This is a genomic window from Pelagerythrobacter marensis (genome assembly GCF_001028625.1).
Classification (GTDB): Bacteria; Pseudomonadota; Alphaproteobacteria; order Sphingomonadales; family Sphingomonadaceae; genus Pelagerythrobacter; species Pelagerythrobacter marensis.
On sequence record NZ_CP011805.1, the window covers coordinates 2,524,600 to 2,539,333 of the forward strand.

General features: G+C 62.7%; 15 protein-coding genes and 1 tRNA gene. 8 read left to right on the forward strand and 8 right to left on the reverse strand.

Annotated features, from left to right (window positions below; genetic code table 11):
• Positions 1-69 precede the first annotated feature (69 nt).
• The 3 genes from AM2010_RS11965 to AM2010_RS11975 all read right to left on the reverse strand — a co-directional run bounded on the left by AM2010_RS11965 (position 70) and on the right by AM2010_RS11975 (position 3,665).
• The gene (locus tag AM2010_RS11965) at positions 70-807 is read right to left on the reverse strand and encodes a LytR/AlgR family response regulator transcription factor (protein WP_047807261.1); all 738 of its coding nucleotides are present in this window, start codon (positions 805-807) and stop codon (positions 70-72) included.
• Positions 800-2,041 (reverse strand): sensor histidine kinase, encoded by a 1,242-nt coding sequence (locus AM2010_RS11970; RefSeq protein WP_047807262.1) that lies wholly within the window; start codon positions 2,039-2,041, stop codon positions 800-802. Before AM2010_RS11970 ends, AM2010_RS11965 begins: the two co-directional genes overlap by 8 nt.
• An 82-nt stretch (positions 2,042-2,123) precedes the next feature.
• Positions 2,124-3,665 (reverse strand): fumarate hydratase, encoded by a 1,542-nt coding sequence (locus tag AM2010_RS11975; RefSeq protein WP_047807263.1) that lies wholly within the window; start codon positions 3,663-3,665, stop codon positions 2,124-2,126.
• A gap of 152 nt (positions 3,666-3,817) precedes the next feature.
• On the opposite strand from AM2010_RS11975, the gene AM2010_RS11980 reads away from it, so the two are divergent.
• The 5 genes from AM2010_RS11980 to AM2010_RS12000 all read left to right on the forward strand — a co-directional run bounded on the left by AM2010_RS11980 (position 3,818) and on the right by AM2010_RS12000 (position 9,020).
• Complete coding sequence (locus AM2010_RS11980; RefSeq protein ID WP_047807264.1) at positions 3,818-4,420, forward strand: protein-L-isoaspartate O-methyltransferase family protein; 603 nt, start codon at positions 3,818-3,820, stop codon at positions 4,418-4,420.
• A 1-nt stretch (position 4,421) separates the two neighbouring features.
• Entirely contained in the window at positions 4,422-5,897 is a 1,476-nt protein-coding gene (locus AM2010_RS11985) for a TolC family outer membrane protein (RefSeq protein ID WP_047807265.1), read from the forward strand.
• A 63-nt stretch (positions 5,898-5,960) separates the two neighbouring features.
• Positions 5,961-6,437: a DUF2497 domain-containing protein gene (locus AM2010_RS11990; protein WP_047807266.1), complete on the forward strand. Its 477-nt coding sequence runs from the start codon at positions 5,961-5,963 to the stop codon at positions 6,435-6,437.
• Between the two features lie 97 nt (positions 6,438-6,534).
• Positions 6,535-8,652, forward strand: coding sequence for a S9 family peptidase (locus AM2010_RS11995; protein WP_047807267.1), 2,118 nt, complete (start codon positions 6,535-6,537; stop codon positions 8,650-8,652).
• Complete coding sequence (locus AM2010_RS12000; protein ID WP_047807268.1) at positions 8,649-9,020, forward strand: (2Fe-2S) ferredoxin domain-containing protein; 372 nt, start codon at positions 8,649-8,651, stop codon at positions 9,018-9,020. The genes AM2010_RS11995 and AM2010_RS12000 overlap by 4 nt, the downstream gene beginning before the upstream one ends.
• A 24-nt stretch (positions 9,021-9,044) precedes the next feature.
• On the opposite strand, the gene AM2010_RS12005 is transcribed toward AM2010_RS12000, so the two are convergent.
• Both AM2010_RS12005 and AM2010_RS12010 read right to left on the reverse strand, forming a co-directional pair.
• Positions 9,045-9,536, reverse strand: a complete 492-nt coding sequence (locus AM2010_RS12005; RefSeq protein WP_047807269.1) for an MmcB family DNA repair protein — start codon at positions 9,534-9,536, stop codon at positions 9,045-9,047.
• 60 nt (positions 9,537-9,596) lie between these two features.
• A complete protein-coding gene (locus AM2010_RS12010; protein WP_236699459.1) occupies positions 9,597-9,977 on the reverse strand; it encodes a hypothetical protein in 381 nt (126 codons plus the stop codon).
• Positions 9,978-10,106: 129 nt separating this feature from the next.
• On the opposite strand from AM2010_RS12010, the gene AM2010_RS12015 reads away from it, so the two are divergent.
• Positions 10,107-10,183: transfer RNA gene (locus tag AM2010_RS12015), tRNA-Arg, on the forward strand.
• 849 nt (positions 10,184-11,032) lie between these two features.
• Here the strand turns inward: AM2010_RS12015 and AM2010_RS14050 are convergent.
• A complete protein-coding gene (locus AM2010_RS14050) occupies positions 11,033-11,257 on the reverse strand; it encodes a DUF2188 domain-containing protein (protein ID WP_082132908.1) in 225 nt (74 codons plus the stop codon).
• A gap of 98 nt (positions 11,258-11,355) precedes the next feature.
• Between AM2010_RS14050 and AM2010_RS12020 the strand changes: the two genes are divergently transcribed.
• Complete coding sequence (locus AM2010_RS12020; protein ID WP_047807271.1) at positions 11,356-11,706, forward strand: helix-turn-helix domain-containing protein; 351 nt, start codon at positions 11,356-11,358, stop codon at positions 11,704-11,706.
• Between the two features lies 1 nt (position 11,707).
• Entirely contained in the window at positions 11,708-12,265 is a 558-nt protein-coding gene (locus AM2010_RS14055; protein WP_082132909.1) for an ImmA/IrrE family metallo-endopeptidase, read from the forward strand.
• Between the two features lie 142 nt (positions 12,266-12,407).
• Here AM2010_RS14055 and AM2010_RS12030 read toward each other — a convergent pair whose 3' ends face one another.
• Together AM2010_RS12030 and AM2010_RS12035 are read right to left on the reverse strand one after the other, a co-directional pair.
• The gene (locus AM2010_RS12030; RefSeq protein WP_047807273.1) at positions 12,408-13,199 is read right to left on the reverse strand and encodes an alpha/beta fold hydrolase; all 792 of its coding nucleotides are present in this window, start codon (positions 13,197-13,199) and stop codon (positions 12,408-12,410) included.
• Positions 13,200-13,345: 146 nt separating this feature from the next.
• Complete coding sequence (locus AM2010_RS12035; protein WP_236699460.1) at positions 13,346-14,596, reverse strand: hypothetical protein; 1,251 nt, start codon at positions 14,594-14,596, stop codon at positions 13,346-13,348.
• Positions 14,597-14,734: the final 138 nt, after the last annotated feature.

Here is a 14,734-nt window from a genome sequence, read left to right on the forward strand (position 1 = left end):
CGGGCCGAATTTCTGTTGGGACTGCAGGCTGCGGACAATCGCGCGCAGGCCTGACTGTATCGCCGGGCCCTATCGCCCGGCCATTGCCTTGACCTTGGGCAGATAAGTGCGCCCGATCCGCACGGCTTCACCGTCTTCCAGTTCGGCCGACCAGACGCCCAGCCCGTCATGGCGAAGGCCCCGAATACGATCCCTTCTCAAAATCGTCGACCGATGGACGCGGATGAACTCCGCAGGATCGAGCCGTTCTTCGAGCCCGGCGATCGTTTGCAGCAGAAGATAGCTGCGATCGTCCAGGTGCAGGCGGACATAATCGCGTTCCGCGTCGATGCGGTCGATCTGGTCGATCTCGATCCGCAGCAGTTCGGAACGATGCGGCACCCACAATTCGGCGAGCCACTTGCTTTCGCTTCGGACCGGCTTGCTGCGCCGCGACACGGCGCGTTCGATAGCGCGCGCGAGACGCTCATGCGCCACGGGCTTGAGCACGTAATCGACTGCATCGAGATCGAACGCCTCGACCGCGAAGTTGTCGTGCGCAGTGACGAAGATCACCGCAGGCCTCTGCGCACGCTTCGCCAGTTTGCGGGCGACCGAAAGCCCGTCGACTTCGGGCATAGTCATGTCGAGCAGGACGAGATCGGGGCTGAGAGCCTCCACCAGTCGCAGCGCGGCTGCGCCATCGCTGGCGGTTCCTACCACCGCGAGTTCGGGCAGCTTGGCGCAGATGACCTGCATCCGTTCGACCGCCAGCGGTTCGTCATCGACGATCAGGGTGCGAAAGGGTTTGTCGTCGTCTTCAGCCATGTTTCACCAGAGGGATGCGAATTTCAGTCAGATAACCGCCTTCGACCGGGCCGGAGGTGAGCGACGCCTCGCGCCCGAAGCGGGCCTGCAGGCGATCGCGCACGTTGGCGAGGCCGATCCCGAACCCCTGGCCGGCAGACGATGACGTTCCGGGGCCGTCGTCCTCCACCGTGATTGCGAGCCGTCCGTAGTCTTCGCGCGCGGCGACCCGGATGGTGACCGGCTTCTTGTGCGGGGCGACGGCGTAGCGCACCGAGTTTTCGACCAGCGGCTGAAGGATCATGCCCGGCACCCGCGCTTCGGCAAGATCGGCCGGCAGATCGAAGACCGCTTCCAGCCGGTCGGGGAACCGCACCGCTTCGATGGCGAGATACTGACGCTGAAGTTCGAATTCGTCCTCTATCGCCACATCGTTCGTCGGGTCTTCCGCCAGGCTGTGACGGTAGAAGCCGGCGATCGACTGGATCATGGTTTCGGCCCGGTCGGTCCTGCCGGTCATGACCAGCGACGACAGCGAATTGAGCGTGTTGAACAGGAAATGCGGGTTTACCTGGTAGCGCAAAGATCGCAGTTCGGCGGCTTTGGCGGCGCTGCGGAAACGGTCTTCGCGCCGTTCGGCTGCGCGCGCCTGCGCCCCTGCCAGCATCGCGAAATAGAGCGATGCCCAGGCAAGCAGCAGGAAATAGCGGCCGAGTGCGATATCGACCACCTGCAGCCATTGGTCGAGCCGCGATGGGGCCGGCGCGATCATCACGCTGGCCGGTGCGCCCGCCGTCGCCGCTTCGTTGCTTACCCCCAGCCCGGTCAGGTCCCGGAACCGTTCGGGCGGGATATCGACCAGCAGATTCCCGGCCTCGTCGCGGCGGATGTTGATTCCGCGATCGCGGCCGAAATTTTCTTCGACCTTGCGCTGCATGTCGGCAAAGACCCACTGATTGGTCTGTGCGATGGGGATTGCGATGGGGACTGCGATCAGCACCGCCGCCAGGATCTTGGCCCACAGCGGGCGATTGTCGAACAGTCGCAGGATCGCCCAGAGCAGCACGGTCATGCCGATGCCGACCAGTGTGACCAGCCCGCGCCGCCAGAGCATTTCGACCTGAGGCTCGAATCCGACGATTGCGGCGCGAACGGTGGTAAGCAGAAAATAGCACAGCCACAGCCCCGCCATGGAGGCGAGGACGGTGACGACCGGCACGCGGGCGCGCTCGTCGGCGGGAGCGGTTTCGACCATGTTCAACTTCCCGCTCTAGCCCTGATTGAAGGTCTCTCGCCAGCGCAGCGGTCGGAGCGCCTTGGCGCTTCGTCGAACGCCTTCACGCACCCTCGAGCAGCTTTTCGCGCGCGATCCGCTCTTTCCATTGCGCCGGGGCGAGCGTGTGCACGTTGTTGCCCTGCGCATCGACGGCCACCGTCACGGGCATGTCCTCCACCGTGAATTCGTAGATCGCTTCCATGCCCAGATCTTCGAATGCAACGACTTCAGCCTGCTTGATCGCGCGCGCGACGAGATAGGCCGCGCCCCCGGTCGCCATCAGATAGGCGACCTTGAAGCGGCTGATCACCTCGACCGCGTCGGCGCCGCGTTCCGCCTTGCCGATCATGGCCAGCAGGCCAAGATCCAGCATCGTTTCGGTGAACTTGTCCATCCTGGTGGCGGTGGTCGGGCCTGCCGGGCCGACGACTTCGCCCATCACGGGATCGACCGGGCCGACGTAATAGATCGCACGGCCGCGGAAATCGACCGGCAGGTCCTCACCCCGCGACAGCATGTCCTGGATCCGCTTGTGCGCCGCATCGCGGCCGGTCAGCATCTTGCCCGAGAGCAGCAGACGATCGCCATGCTGCCAGCTTTCCACTTCCTCTTTGGTCAGGTTGTCGAGATCGACCCGCCGGGCGGAGGCGTCGGGCTGCCAGTGAACATCGGGCCATTCATCCAGCTTCGGCGGTTCGAGATAAGTCGGGCCCGATCCGTCGAGCGTGAAATGCGCATGGCGCGTCGCCGCGCAATTGGGGATCATCGCCACCGGCTTGCCCGCCGCGTGGCAGGGCGCGTCGAAAATCTTGACGTCGAGCACGGTCGACAGGCCGCCCAGCCCCTGTGCGCCCACGCCCTGGGCATTGACCGCGTCGTAGATGTCGATCCGCAGCTTCTCGATATCGCTTTGCGGGCCGCGCGCCTTCAGCTGCGCCATGTCGATCGGGTCCATCAGGCTCTGCTTGGCGAGCTTGACGCAATGTTCGGCAGTGCCGCCGATGCCAATGCCGAGCATTCCGGGCGGGCACCATCCTGCGCCCATCGAAGGGATCTGTTCCAGCACCCAGTCGACGATATTGTCGCTCGGGTTCATCATCTTGAACTTGGACTTGTTCTCGCTGCCGCCGCCTTTCGCAGCCACGTCGATCTCCACCTTGTCGCCCGGAACCATTTCCACCGACAGGACGCACGGCGTATTGTCGCGCGTGTTGCGGCGCGTGAACGCGGGATCGGCCAGGATCGAGGCGCGCAGCTTGTTGTCGGGGTGATTGTAGGCCCGGCGCACCCCCTCATCGACCACGTCCTGCAGGCTGCGGGACGAATCGAGCCGGCAGTCCTGCCCCCATTTGACGAAGACGTTCACGATTCCGGTGTCCTGACAGATCGGCCGGTGCCCTTCGGCGCACATCCTGCTGTTGGTCAGGATCTGCGCGATCGCGTCCTTCGCCGCAGGCCCCTGCTCCGCCTCGTAGGCAGCGCCGAGCGCGCGGATATAGTCCATCGGGTGATAGTAAGAGATATACTGCAGCGCGTCGGCCACGCTCTCGATCAGGTCCGCTTCACGGATCGCTACTACAGGTCGTCCTTCAAAGTCGCTCATCGAAGCCAAGTTCCTTCCCATCGATTGGCGAATCCCATAGGCGCGGGGAATGCCTAGCGTCAAAGCGCTTGGCCGGGCGGGGCGATACGCCTAAAGCCATGCCCGATTGACCAACTGTGTTAAGCATGTAATACAGCGCGCCGAGGCTCCTAATGACACTTGCTGAAACCCGCCCCCCCGAAACCGATTTCGCCGCCGCACGGCGCGCCATGATCGACAGCCAGCTTCGCACGAGCGGCGTCAACGATGCGTTCGTGCTCGAACGGATGATTGCGGTTCCGCGCGAAGACCACGTGCCGGATTCCGCGCGCCGGGTGGCCTATATGGACCGCGCGATCGCGTTCGACGATGGCGGACATATCGCGGCACCGCTGTTTTACGGCGCCATGCTGAACGAAGCGCGGCCTGTGGCGGATGACGGCGTGCTCGTGGTCGATGGTGGCAGCGGCTATCTGCCCGCGCTGCTCGAACCGCTAGTCGCATTGGTCAAGACGGTCACGCCGGAAGGGGCGCAGGGGACGCTGCGCGGAACCTATTCGCTGATTCTGGTCGATGGTGCGGTCGAGGTGTTTCCCGCCACCCTCACCCGCCGCCTGGCCGAAGGCGGCCGGATCGTCACGGGTCTGATCGAAAACGGCGTGACGCGCCTTGCCGCGGGCCGCGCCGCAGGCAACGGGATCGGTTGGCTGCGTCTGGCCGAAATGGGCATTCCGCGCTTGCCGATCTTCGACGCGCCGAAGCGATGGAGCTTCTGAGATGAAGGGGAGGCGCGCATTGCCGGCCATGCCGGCACTGGTGGTCGGTGCAGCACTGTTTGCGGTGCCCGCCAGCGCCGATACCCTGCGCGAGGCATTGGTCGAAGCCTATCGCACCAATCCGAACCTTCAGGCTGCGCGCGCCGATCAGCGCGCGGTTGACGAAGGCGTGCCAATCGAAAAATCGGCGGGGCGGCCCAGCGTCGATGCCACTGGCCGATATTCCGAGTTTCTCAACCAGAGCTCCACCAGTTTCACAGCGCCCGAACGCGCCGTCACCGCCAATATCGATCTGGGCGTCCCGATCTATTCCGGGGGCGCGGTCAAGAACGCGGTTCGCGCCGCCAAAGAGCGTGTACAAGCCGGGCAGGCCGACCTGCGAGCTACCGAATCGGCCGTTTTCAGCCAGGTTGTCGCGGCCTATATGGACGTGATCCGCAACGAGGCGATCGTCGGATTGGCCGCCAACCAGGTCGATGTTCTTTCGACCAATCTCCAGGCCACCAGCGACCGTTTCGAGATCGGGGACCTGACTCGCACCGACGTTGCCCAGTCCGAATCGCGGCTTGCCGTTGCGCAGAGCGATTTTCGTTCCGCACAGGCAAATCTGGTCACCGCGCGGGAAAACTATATCGCGCTGGTTGGCGAGGCGCCGACCGATCTGCAACCGCCTCCGCCCCTGCCGGGCCTGCCCGCCAGTCCGGAGGCTGCGGTCGACGCCGCGCTTGAGAACAATCCCGATTTGATCGCTGCGCGCGAGCGGGCGCAGGCGGCCGGTTACGATATCGATGTCGCCGGTGCCGGACGGCTGCCGCGGGTCTCGCTGTTCACCGGCTACGGGTATGAAAACTACCTGGGTACGCTTGGCGGCGCGGTGACCGATGATCCGACTCTGCCCGATGCCGACGTATCGCAGACATCGGCCAGTGTCACGGCGGGCGTTTCCCTCAGCATTCCGATTTTCCAGGGCGGGCGTCCGGCTGCGCTGCAACGACAGGCCCAGGCGCGTGCTTCGGCCGCGCTCGAAGGCGTCATCGCGACCGAGCGTGACGTGATTGCGCAAGTGCGCGCTGCCTATTCCAGCTGGCAGGCCTCGCTTGCGATTATCGAAAGCTCGCAATCGGCGGTCGCCGCCGCCGAATTGAGCCTGGAGGGTGTGCGCGCCGAAAACTCGATCGGCAACCGCACGATTCTCGACGTGCTCAACGCAGAGCAGGAATTGCTCAACGCGCAAGTCGAACTCGTGACTGCGCGGCGTAACGCTTACGTCGCCGGGTTCAGCCTGCTTGCCGCGATGGGCCGCGCCGAAGCGCGCGATCTCGGCCTCGACGGAGACGGTCTGCTCTACGATCCGCAGCTCAATTTCGAGCGGGTCGAAGGCAAGTGGTTCGATTGGGACCGGGACCCGGAGCCAGTCGCGCAATCGACAAGAACCGTTGACATCCCGGCGCAGGACGCTGACATTCCAGAGCAATGAACGCATTCGGGTCGGCCTGTGCCGATCCTGCATCAATCGAGGGCCAGACGGGGGGCCGGGAACTTGCACCAGCAGAACGAAGCATCGGTCGAGGAGATTCTCGAATCGATCAAGAAGGTCATTGCGCGCGATAACCGCGCGAGCGCCGCCGAAACGCGCCGCCGGCGCGAGGAAGAGGGCGTTCCCGCATCGGACGTCCAATCGGATAATGAGCACGAAGGGGTGCTCGACCTTGGCTCTGCCGCTTTCGTTGAGGAAGCGCGGGACGAAGACACCGCCGAAGAAGAGGCGGGCGAGGATTCGCCGCTGACCACCGATGCGGTACGCGATTCGCTGCGTGAGAATCTCGCCGCGCTCGCCATGCTGGCTGAACCGGGTGCGCAGCCGCAGATCGTGCGTTCCGGCGAAACTTCGCTGGAAGGTCTGGTCCGCGACATGCTGCGGCCGATGCTTGCCGAATGGCTTGACCGGAATCTGCCCGCGATGGTCGAGCGGCTGGTCAAGGCCGAGATTTCGCGCATAGCGGGCAAGCGCGGCTAAGGCGGAATTGCCTTCGGGGCCAGGGCCGCGTCCGCTGGCACAGGCAGGCTGGCCGACAGCGTTGCAGGTTGCGGTGCCGGACGCTAGGCCAGCGTTCATGATAAGGATCGCAGGCTTCGCAGCCGTTCTCTGCGCGCTGACAATCGCAGCGCCCGCCCTTTCCCGCGAAACCGCGCCGATGACGGCGCAGGATCTGGTGACGATGCCGCGCCTGGGGGCGCCGGTCGCTTCGCACGATGGCCGATATGCGGTCTATCCCGTCACCACGACCGATTCCGACAGTTATGCCCGCACGACGCAGTTCTACTTGCGCGATCTGTCGGGCACCGATGCGCAGGCCGTGGCGCTTGACCTTGGCGGGGCAGCGGGCAGCCCCGCATTCGGAGCGGACGGCTGGCTCTACTTCCTTTCCGATCGCGCCGGCGCCGATGGGGCGGAGCGCAGCCGGGTCTGGCGCATTGCGGTCGGGCCGGCCGGCGCGGCTTCTGCGCCGGAACAGGTTACGCAAGTCAGCGCCGCAGTGACCGGCTTCGCGCTTTCGCCCGATGGCCAGCGCATTGCGCTGTTCGGCGACATCGCCCGCGATTGCCCGACATTCGGCTGCGACACTGAGAACGGCGGCGCGCGGCATCTTCCGGGACCGGGCGATGGCAGACTGTACGATGCCGATGACGGCTTCGTCCGGCACTGGGATACCTGGGAAACACCGGGCGTTTTCGCGCGCGTGTTCGCGTTCGATCTGATCGACGGCAAGGTCACGGGCGAAGGCATCCCGCTCGACGGCCCGGCGGGGGCAGACAGTCTGGTGGGTGACACGCCGACCCGCCCCTTCGGTGGGGGAGAGGATGTCGCGTGGGCACCGGACGGGTCGGGCGTCTATTTCGCCGCGCGCCGCTCCGACGCGAGCGAGCCGACCTCGACCAATATCGATATCTGGTGGAACGGCCTGTCGGGCATGTCGCCGGTCAACCTCACCGCAGCCAACGCGGCGACCGATACGCTTCCTGCCCCGTCGCCCGATGGCAAGTGGCTTGCCTGGGCCGCCATGGCGCGCCCTGGTTACGAAGCCGATCGGCTGGTGATCCACTTGCGCGATCTGGCCAGCGGCGAAACGCGAACGCTGACGCAGGATTTCGACCGCTCGTTCGGCTCGCTCGCCTGGACGCCCGATTCGCGCTGGCTTGTCGCAACCGCGCAGGACGTGCTCGACACTCCGGCCTTTCGGATCGATCCGGCGACGGGTCAGGTGGAAGAGTTGGACCTGATGGCGGGCAATGAAGCGCACATCGGCAATCTCGTGCCGCTATCCGGCGACCGCCTGCTGTTCACCCGCGATTCGATCGGCGCGCCGCCAGAATTGTTCCTGTCGCAAGATTGGCAGCAGGCCATGCCGCTGACCGAAATCGCCGGGCGTCACCTGGGCCGGCTCGTGCCTATCGTCACCCGCCGCTTCAGCTTTGCCGGGGCCGACGGGGCCACAGTCTGGGGCCAGATCACCAAGCTCGATGGGCACGATGGACCGATGCCCGCAATCCTCTATGTCCACGGCGGTCCGCAGGGTTCGTTCAACGATGGCTGGTCGACCCGGTGGAATCCTCGCGTGGTCGCGAGTCAGGGCTATGCAGTGGTGTCCGTCGATTTTCACGGGTCCACGGGTTACGGCCAGGCCTTCACCGACGCGATCAATCGCGACTGGGGCGGCAAGCCGCTCGAAGATCTGCAGACGGGGCTGGCGGCGGCCCTGGCGCTCGATCCTCAGATCGACGGCACGCGCGCCTGTGCCATGGGCGCCAGCTATGGCGGTTACATGATGAACTGGATCGCCGGGCAATGGCCCGACCGGTTCGACTGTCTGGTTCAGCACGACGGCCTGTTCGACATGCGCAGTTTCTACTACGCGACCGAGGAACTGTGGTTTCCGCGCTGGGATTTCGGCGGGTCCTATTCCGCGAATCCGCAGGCCTATGAAAAATGGAACCCCGTGCATCACGTGGACAAGTGGAAGACCCCGATGCTGGTCGTGACCGGCCAGAAGGATTTCCGCGTTCCCTATACTCAGGCACTGGGCGCGTTCACCGCACTTCAGGAGCGCGGCGTACCGGCTCAACTGCTGGTCTTCCCGGAAGAAAATCACTGGGTGCTGGGGGCGAAGAATTCGCTGCAATGGCACGAAACGGTTTTCGACTGGCTCGACCGGTGGCTGGGCGAGGAATGACGAGCCCCAGGGATCTGGCCAGGGCGCAAAGGGCACTGGGTGCGATCGGCGGCGAAACGGTCGCCCGCCATATTTTCCTGTGCGCAGTATCGGAAAAGCAGAAATGCTGCCGCCGGGAAGAGGGGGAGCGTGCCTGGAAATACCTCAAGAAAAGGCTGAAGGACTTGCGCCTCGCCGGGACGACGGTTCAGCGGACGAAAGCCGATTGCCTGCAGGTGTGCGAGACAGGGCCGATCGCGGTCGTATGGCCTGACCAGGTCTGGTATCATTCCTGCACCGAGGATGTCCTCGAACGGATTATCCAGCAACACCTGATCGGCGGGGTGCCGGTGGAAGACTATCGTCTCCACAGCGCACCCGGCGGCTGAACGGCCTTACGCCGACGGAATGGCTCACGCCGTCGCCAGCGGGGCACATTGCGGATCGAGCGCGATTGCCCCGCGGCGCAGCGCCGCCCGTGCGAGCCGCTCCACCTCCACCTTTCGCCGGGCGGGAGCGAGCGATTGCGACGGGGCCGGGCGGACGATTTCGGCATCGTATCCGTCGGCGACGATAACCCCGCAGCATTCGGGCCGAAAATCGGCAAGGTCGAGCGGTGCCCGATCGAGCGCGAGCGGAAGCCCCCAGTAAAACCGATCGCAGAAATCCAGATAATCGGGCCACTTGCCATCGCCCAGCAAGTCCGCGCGGCTCACCTTGATCTCGACGATAACGATGCGCCCCTTCGCATCGATACCCATCAGATCGGCGCGCCTGCCATTGCGCAAGGGCATTTCGCCGAGGCACCAGATATCGTTGCGCGCGAACAACCGGGTAATCCCGCGCGCGACATCGGCGGCGCTGGCATTGTCGAGGGCAGACGCGGTCGGCAGGACATCGATCATCCCCCATCTGTTGGAACAGATAGGGAACTCAGTCAAGTGCGGCGACGGTTATCGAGGGTGTCAGGCGCTGCGACGCGGGCCGAGGGCGCCTGCCTCCGGCGCGAGGGCCAGCAGGGCATCGCGACGCATGCGGTATTCTTCCCACAACGCCTTCGCCGGTTCGCTGGCGTCGCATCCGCGCGCCTTCACTGCGAGAAGCGCCGCGAGTCCGGGGCGAAGCATCGCCGCCAGATCGCAAAGCCCATCGCGAGCAAGGTCGAGATGCCATCCGCCCATGTCGCGAATCGCCGCGGCGAAGTTGCGCTCCGCCGGGGCGGGGCGTTCTGTCGCAACCCCGGCGATCAGCCCGATTGCCGCCCCTGCCTCGCGCAGGGCGGACCATTGCGCGCTCAGCGACGCTTCGCCAGTCGGGGCCTCTGCTGCCGCCGGGTTGATGGACATTGGCGCATTCATGATTCGGGCATATCCCCGATTCGCTTGCCAAATCGCTAATCGCCGATCAGTTGCGGGCTGCGGCCAAATTCAACTGGCACGCGGCTCCCCCCTTTGCTAAGCGCCCCGCTCGCGCCAGCACCCGTAGCTCAGCTGGATAGAGCGCTGCCCTCCGAAGGCAGAGGCCACAGGTTCGAATCCTGTCGGGTGCGCCAGCATTTCCGCCGTTTTTGCCCGTTAGACCGATTTTGCCTTCCGGTGTGTTTCCGGCGAAATGGGGGGAACAGTCGCAAATTATCGCGTCGCTCAAGTAGGATGCGTGCCGAGTCACCACACTTGGTTCGCTCTCGACCCGAAAGCAGACATTCCCGCAGTGTCAGCTTTGCGCCCTCCTCTCCGCCATTAGTTCAGTCACGCGCAGTTCCTGAAAGCGGTCGTCGCTAATAGCCTTCCTCGACTACCAACTTATCTCTCGGTTCAGGCTAGCATGAACATAGTGAATCGATAGCCCGCGCAGAAAAGCCTGCCAAGGTCGCGGACCCATGAAATGGGAATGGCGGCCATGCTGCCACATAATTACGGCGCGGCCAGCGAGCCCAGCGGCACGAGCACGCATTTGAAGCTCACTGAGAATATCCTCTTTTTCGCTATCCGGCTTATTGTGTATTGCCGGATCAAGCGGAAAGATAATCATATCTTGACCTTGCCGACGAATGTGAGCGACCTTGAAGCGAGGCATAATCACACCTTTCTTTCTGACTTACTTTGTTCGGAATACGTTGGCCTGAACCGACATGGTCGAAGAAATGTCTAAGGTGCAGGAGTTACACCCGTCTATTTGGACCAATGGCCGGTGACCCATTCCCACGCGTGACGATCATAGTCCCAGCGCCAATGTGCCCTGACCCACTTTGTTTTTCCTAAAGGACGGATCGTCCGCATGTTTTGCATGCGATCCATGGGTTTTGGGGGGCGAGGCGGACGAAAACGTTTTATTGAACTGCGCATTATCTTCACCTTACTGATAGGCCGGCCGCGCCGTCACCGAACGCGCCCTGCTTTGATTAACCCTTGGGCGGGAAGGGATCATTCCCGTAGCTGTCACGCTCGCGGATTTGGCCGTTACGACCATGGATCAGCAGTTCACTTTGCTGACGTTGCGCTGTGCTGCGTGCCGCCTGCGCCGCTTCGGCTTGGGTCGAGTGGATCGATGACACTCGGCTATTGCCGGCGCCGCGAACGGCCCAACCACCGGAATGCGGGACAACATGTTGATTCTTACCTGCCATTGGACAAACCTTTTCGTTCTGTTAGTGACGCACCGTTGCGAGTCTGCAACGTATGTAGGATAATTCCGTATGTCGAACAAAATTGCAAGAGTCGAACGGTGACGGCCGTTCATTTCGATGGGGAAAAGTTCGTGGCGGCTCTGGATAGCACCAGACGGGCGCGGAACATGACATGGCGTAAGGTTGCCGATGAAGCGCAGGTGAGCGCATCGACATTGACCCGTTTGTCACAAGGAAAGCGGCCGGATGTCGATAGCCTTGGTGCTCTGACACATTGGGCCGGCCTAGATACCGATGCGTTCTATAGAACCGACACCCCTGCCCAAATCACTGAACCTCTCGCTAAGGTGACAGCCTATTTGAGGGCCGACCCGAACCTCAGCGACGACGGAGCAAAAGCATTGGAAGCAATTCTCCACGCAACCTACGAACAGTTTCGGAAAAAATAAAATGGCACTTCGGCGAGGTTTCAAGACAGAAGCGAACGCTACTTCTCGCGAGATTCGTGCGGAACTCGGCCTCGCCAACGATGCGCCACTTTGCCCATTTGTGACAGCCAAGCATCTGGAGGTTGAAGTCGTAAAGCTGTCAGCTTTTACGGCTCAACACCCCGAAGCTGTCGACTATCTTATCGGATCGATGGGGCAAACTGAGTTTTCAGCGATCACCGTCTGTATCGGAACGCAGCGCGTCGTCATCTACAACGATGGGCATTCGCCAGCGCGGTGCGCTGCCAATATCATGCATGAGCTGAGCCATCTGCTGTTGCTGCACCCGCCGCACCCCCTGTGTGGGGAGAACGGCAAACGGCATTTCGACGCCTCCCTTGAAGACGAAGCCAACTGGCTCGGTCCTGCATTGCTGGTTTCGGACGAAGCAGCAGTAGCAGTAGCGAAGCGCAATATAGCTTTGAGTAGCGCCGCTAATGAATATGGGGTGAGCAGGCAGCTGATGCAGATGCGACTTAACGTAACTGGCGCCCATCGGCGCGCGTCCCGGGCAGCATAGTGGTGTCAAAACCGAGCCGTTATGACACGGCTTGAATGGCGGCTATTCGCTCATCTCGAACAGAAAGCTGCCATTCAGCAATCGGCCCAATAGAAGACCTTACAGTGGGATTAGCCCCTTTGCTAACCGCTCAGTTGCAGTATTATTTCGATTGCGAGATGCTCGTTGCATCCAGAATCACGCGAACGGTTTCCTCTGGCTGATCCCACATCGGGAAGTGTCCGCTACGCTCGAACCAGTGCAGCGTCGCTTCGGGGAAGGCTTCCATCGCGCGACCCGCCTGCTGCGGTAGGCACAGCCGATCCTTGCGTCCCCAGCCGATGACGACCGGCGCAGCCGTGTTTGCGGGGCCCTTTTGCATTGCGCCGTTGACGAGGTCCTTCACGAGCGAATTGACGGTGCGCGTATCAGCCAATGATTTCAGCTCGCGCGCGACGAATGCGGGGTCGAGCGCCCAAGGCCTCGCTGAGAGCTGGGCCATCAGCGCTGTTCGCCCTGCGACATTTCCGGTGATGGCAGAAAGCGCAGGTCGCAGCGCGCGAACCAGGGCAATCGATGGCGTTATGGTGGCTTTGAAGAACGTCCTCTCCCACCCATGCCAGAATCCGCCCGGGTCCAGTGCGACGACCGCACCCGATTGGCCGCGACGCGCCATCTCAAGCACCAGGCGAGCGCCCAACGAGCTACCCGCCATATCGACCCCGATGAGATTTTCGGTGCGGAGCCAGCTGTCCAGACTGCGCGCAAGTCCGTCGAACGTGCCGCTATCGGTCTCTTCGGGTGTCTGTCCGTGGCCGGGCAGGTCCACGGCGATTACCTCCCTGGCCCGGGAAAGCGCAGGCGAGATCGTGTCCCACGAGCCGCAGGTTGCCCCGAGTCCGTGGACAAGGAGAAGGGGTTTTCCGCGCCCCGTGCGCGTGTAGTGCATGGTCATGTAGTGGTAACGTCTCGCACCGGCTTATGGGCCCGTGGACGCCTACATTGCCGAAGGTAAAGCCAAGAGCGGACGGTCCGCTATCGGCCCATAAACTGACTTTCGGGTGGGCTGAGCAGAATGTCCGCTTCCCACCCCAGAACCCGCTATCCGCGTTCCTTTTCTGTGGCGGTGAATGCCAACGGAGCCAGCGAGATAATCTCGTCGATGATCTCTTCGGTGACTTTGAGCGCGAGCGGATAGTCCCCCGGCGAATCGATGCCGTAGAGGTCCGATGGGTCCGGGCGGTGGTGCCCCAGCATATATTTGCCTTCGATCCATGCGGTGCGCCCGAGGCGATCGCGGCCCAGCTGTGCCATGGACCGGCGGATCAGTTTCAACCCAGCCTCCCGATCGCCCGGAAGTCCGAGTGCATCCTGCATGGCTTCGAACGCCTTCCGGACCGAAGCGACGGTCACGAAGAAACCGTGGGTCTCGTCCAACAGCGAAGCCACCTGACGGGCAATCGGAACTGTCGGACGATACTTGCGGGTTTGAGTGCGACCCTTAGGGTTGAGGTTGAGCAACTGGCGCTTCGACTGCCACTGACCGCGCTTTTTGCTGGTCGATACGTCATGCGCTGCATCCGGGCGCGCCCACGTGGCTACGCTGATCTGTAGAAAGCGCAGAAGGTTGCGACGGTCCGCGACCCGTTTCGCATAGTTCTTGTCGCTTTCTCCATCCTTCCTGGGCGGCTCGGTGCAATAGCGGAACATATCAGCGAGTTCGGATACCGACGCCCGGTAGGTTGGAGTATGACTTACCTCGGTGTGCTTCTTCGGTTTGAATTGGGCGCCCTTTTGAATGTGCTCCTTCTTTTTTGCGAAATTGATGGCCGCCGCCAGCTGCCTGACGCTCGCTTCGACTGTGCCGGGCGCACGTTCCCGTGTTGAACCATTGCCCTCCTCGACAGGGATCAAGATATTCCATTCGCGAAAGTCCTCGATCCATTCTTCGTTCACCTCGTTACAGAGCGTTGCTAACGCGTCGTTCTGCGTGAGGTAATCCAAGACATGAGCGAGCCGTGGCCTTATAGAACTGATGCTTGGTTTGCTCTTTTTGGCAGCCAAGTATGCTTCGATGGCTTCGGTAAGCAGATAGCTGCCGTCGGTCGTGATGGGTTGACCACATGCGTAACATACGGCCCGCCCCTTTTCGTTTGCTAGGTAAAGCGTGTCGAGTTGTAGTTCAGCTACATCAATATCGGCCGTGCCCGTCGACTTGCTTCGTTGACGTCCTGCGGCTGCGTCATACCAGACGATCTGGAGGTAGGGGGATCGGAGGGTGCCGTCGCGCTTCCGATCGTAGACGAGCTTATAGTCTCCCCGTTCGTAGAGGGGCTTCTCCGTTTTACGCATTCTAGCCTCTGTTTTTTTGCAACCTCGGCTTGGATGAGTTCGCCGACGCCAATCTCGTTGAGCAGGTCGAGCGCGACGGGATCGAGCCGAAGCCCTTTTCCCTTCTCACTGTTCCTCGACCACTTCCGGGCGATCTCA

What these genes read in the sequence shown, in the direction of transcription:
- AM2010_RS11965 (WP_047807261.1), bottom strand. Translation starts at nt 807, where the DNA reads ATGGCTGAAGACGACGACAAACCCTTTCGCACCCTGATCGTCGATGAC.
- AM2010_RS11970 (WP_047807262.1), bottom strand. Translation starts at nt 2,041, where the DNA reads ATGGTCGAAACCGCTCCCGCCGACGAGCGCGCCCGCGTGCCGGTCGTC.
- AM2010_RS11975 (WP_047807263.1), bottom strand. Translation starts at nt 3,665, where the DNA reads ATGAGCGACTTTGAAGGACGACCTGTAGTAGCGATCCGTGAAGCGGAC.
- AM2010_RS11980 (WP_047807264.1), top strand. Translation starts at nt 3,818, where the DNA reads ATGACACTTGCTGAAACCCGCCCCCCCGAAACCGATTTCGCCGCCGCA.
- AM2010_RS11985 (WP_047807265.1), top strand. Translation starts at nt 4,422, where the DNA reads ATGAAGGGGAGGCGCGCATTGCCGGCCATGCCGGCACTGGTGGTCGGT.
- AM2010_RS11995 (WP_047807267.1), top strand. Translation starts at nt 6,535, where the DNA reads ATGATAAGGATCGCAGGCTTCGCAGCCGTTCTCTGCGCGCTGACAATC.
- AM2010_RS12000 (WP_047807268.1), top strand. Translation starts at nt 8,649, where the DNA reads ATGACGAGCCCCAGGGATCTGGCCAGGGCGCAAAGGGCACTGGGTGCG.
- AM2010_RS12005 (WP_047807269.1), bottom strand. Translation starts at nt 9,536, where the DNA reads ATGATCGATGTCCTGCCGACCGCGTCTGCCCTCGACAATGCCAGCGCC.
- AM2010_RS12010 (WP_236699459.1), bottom strand. Translation starts at nt 9,977, where the DNA reads ATGTCCATCAACCCGGCGGCAGCAGAGGCCCCGACTGGCGAAGCGTCG.
- AM2010_RS14050 (WP_082132908.1), bottom strand. Translation starts at nt 11,257, where the DNA reads ATGGCAGGTAAGAATCAACATGTTGTCCCGCATTCCGGTGGTTGGGCC.
- AM2010_RS14055 (WP_082132909.1), top strand. Translation starts at nt 11,708, where the DNA reads ATGGCACTTCGGCGAGGTTTCAAGACAGAAGCGAACGCTACTTCTCGC.
- AM2010_RS12030 (WP_047807273.1), bottom strand. Translation starts at nt 13,199, where the DNA reads ATGACCATGCACTACACGCGCACGGGGCGCGGAAAACCCCTTCTCCTT.
- AM2010_RS12035 (WP_236699460.1), bottom strand. Translation starts at nt 14,596, where the DNA reads ATGCGTAAAACGGAGAAGCCCCTCTACGAACGGGGAGACTATAAGCTC.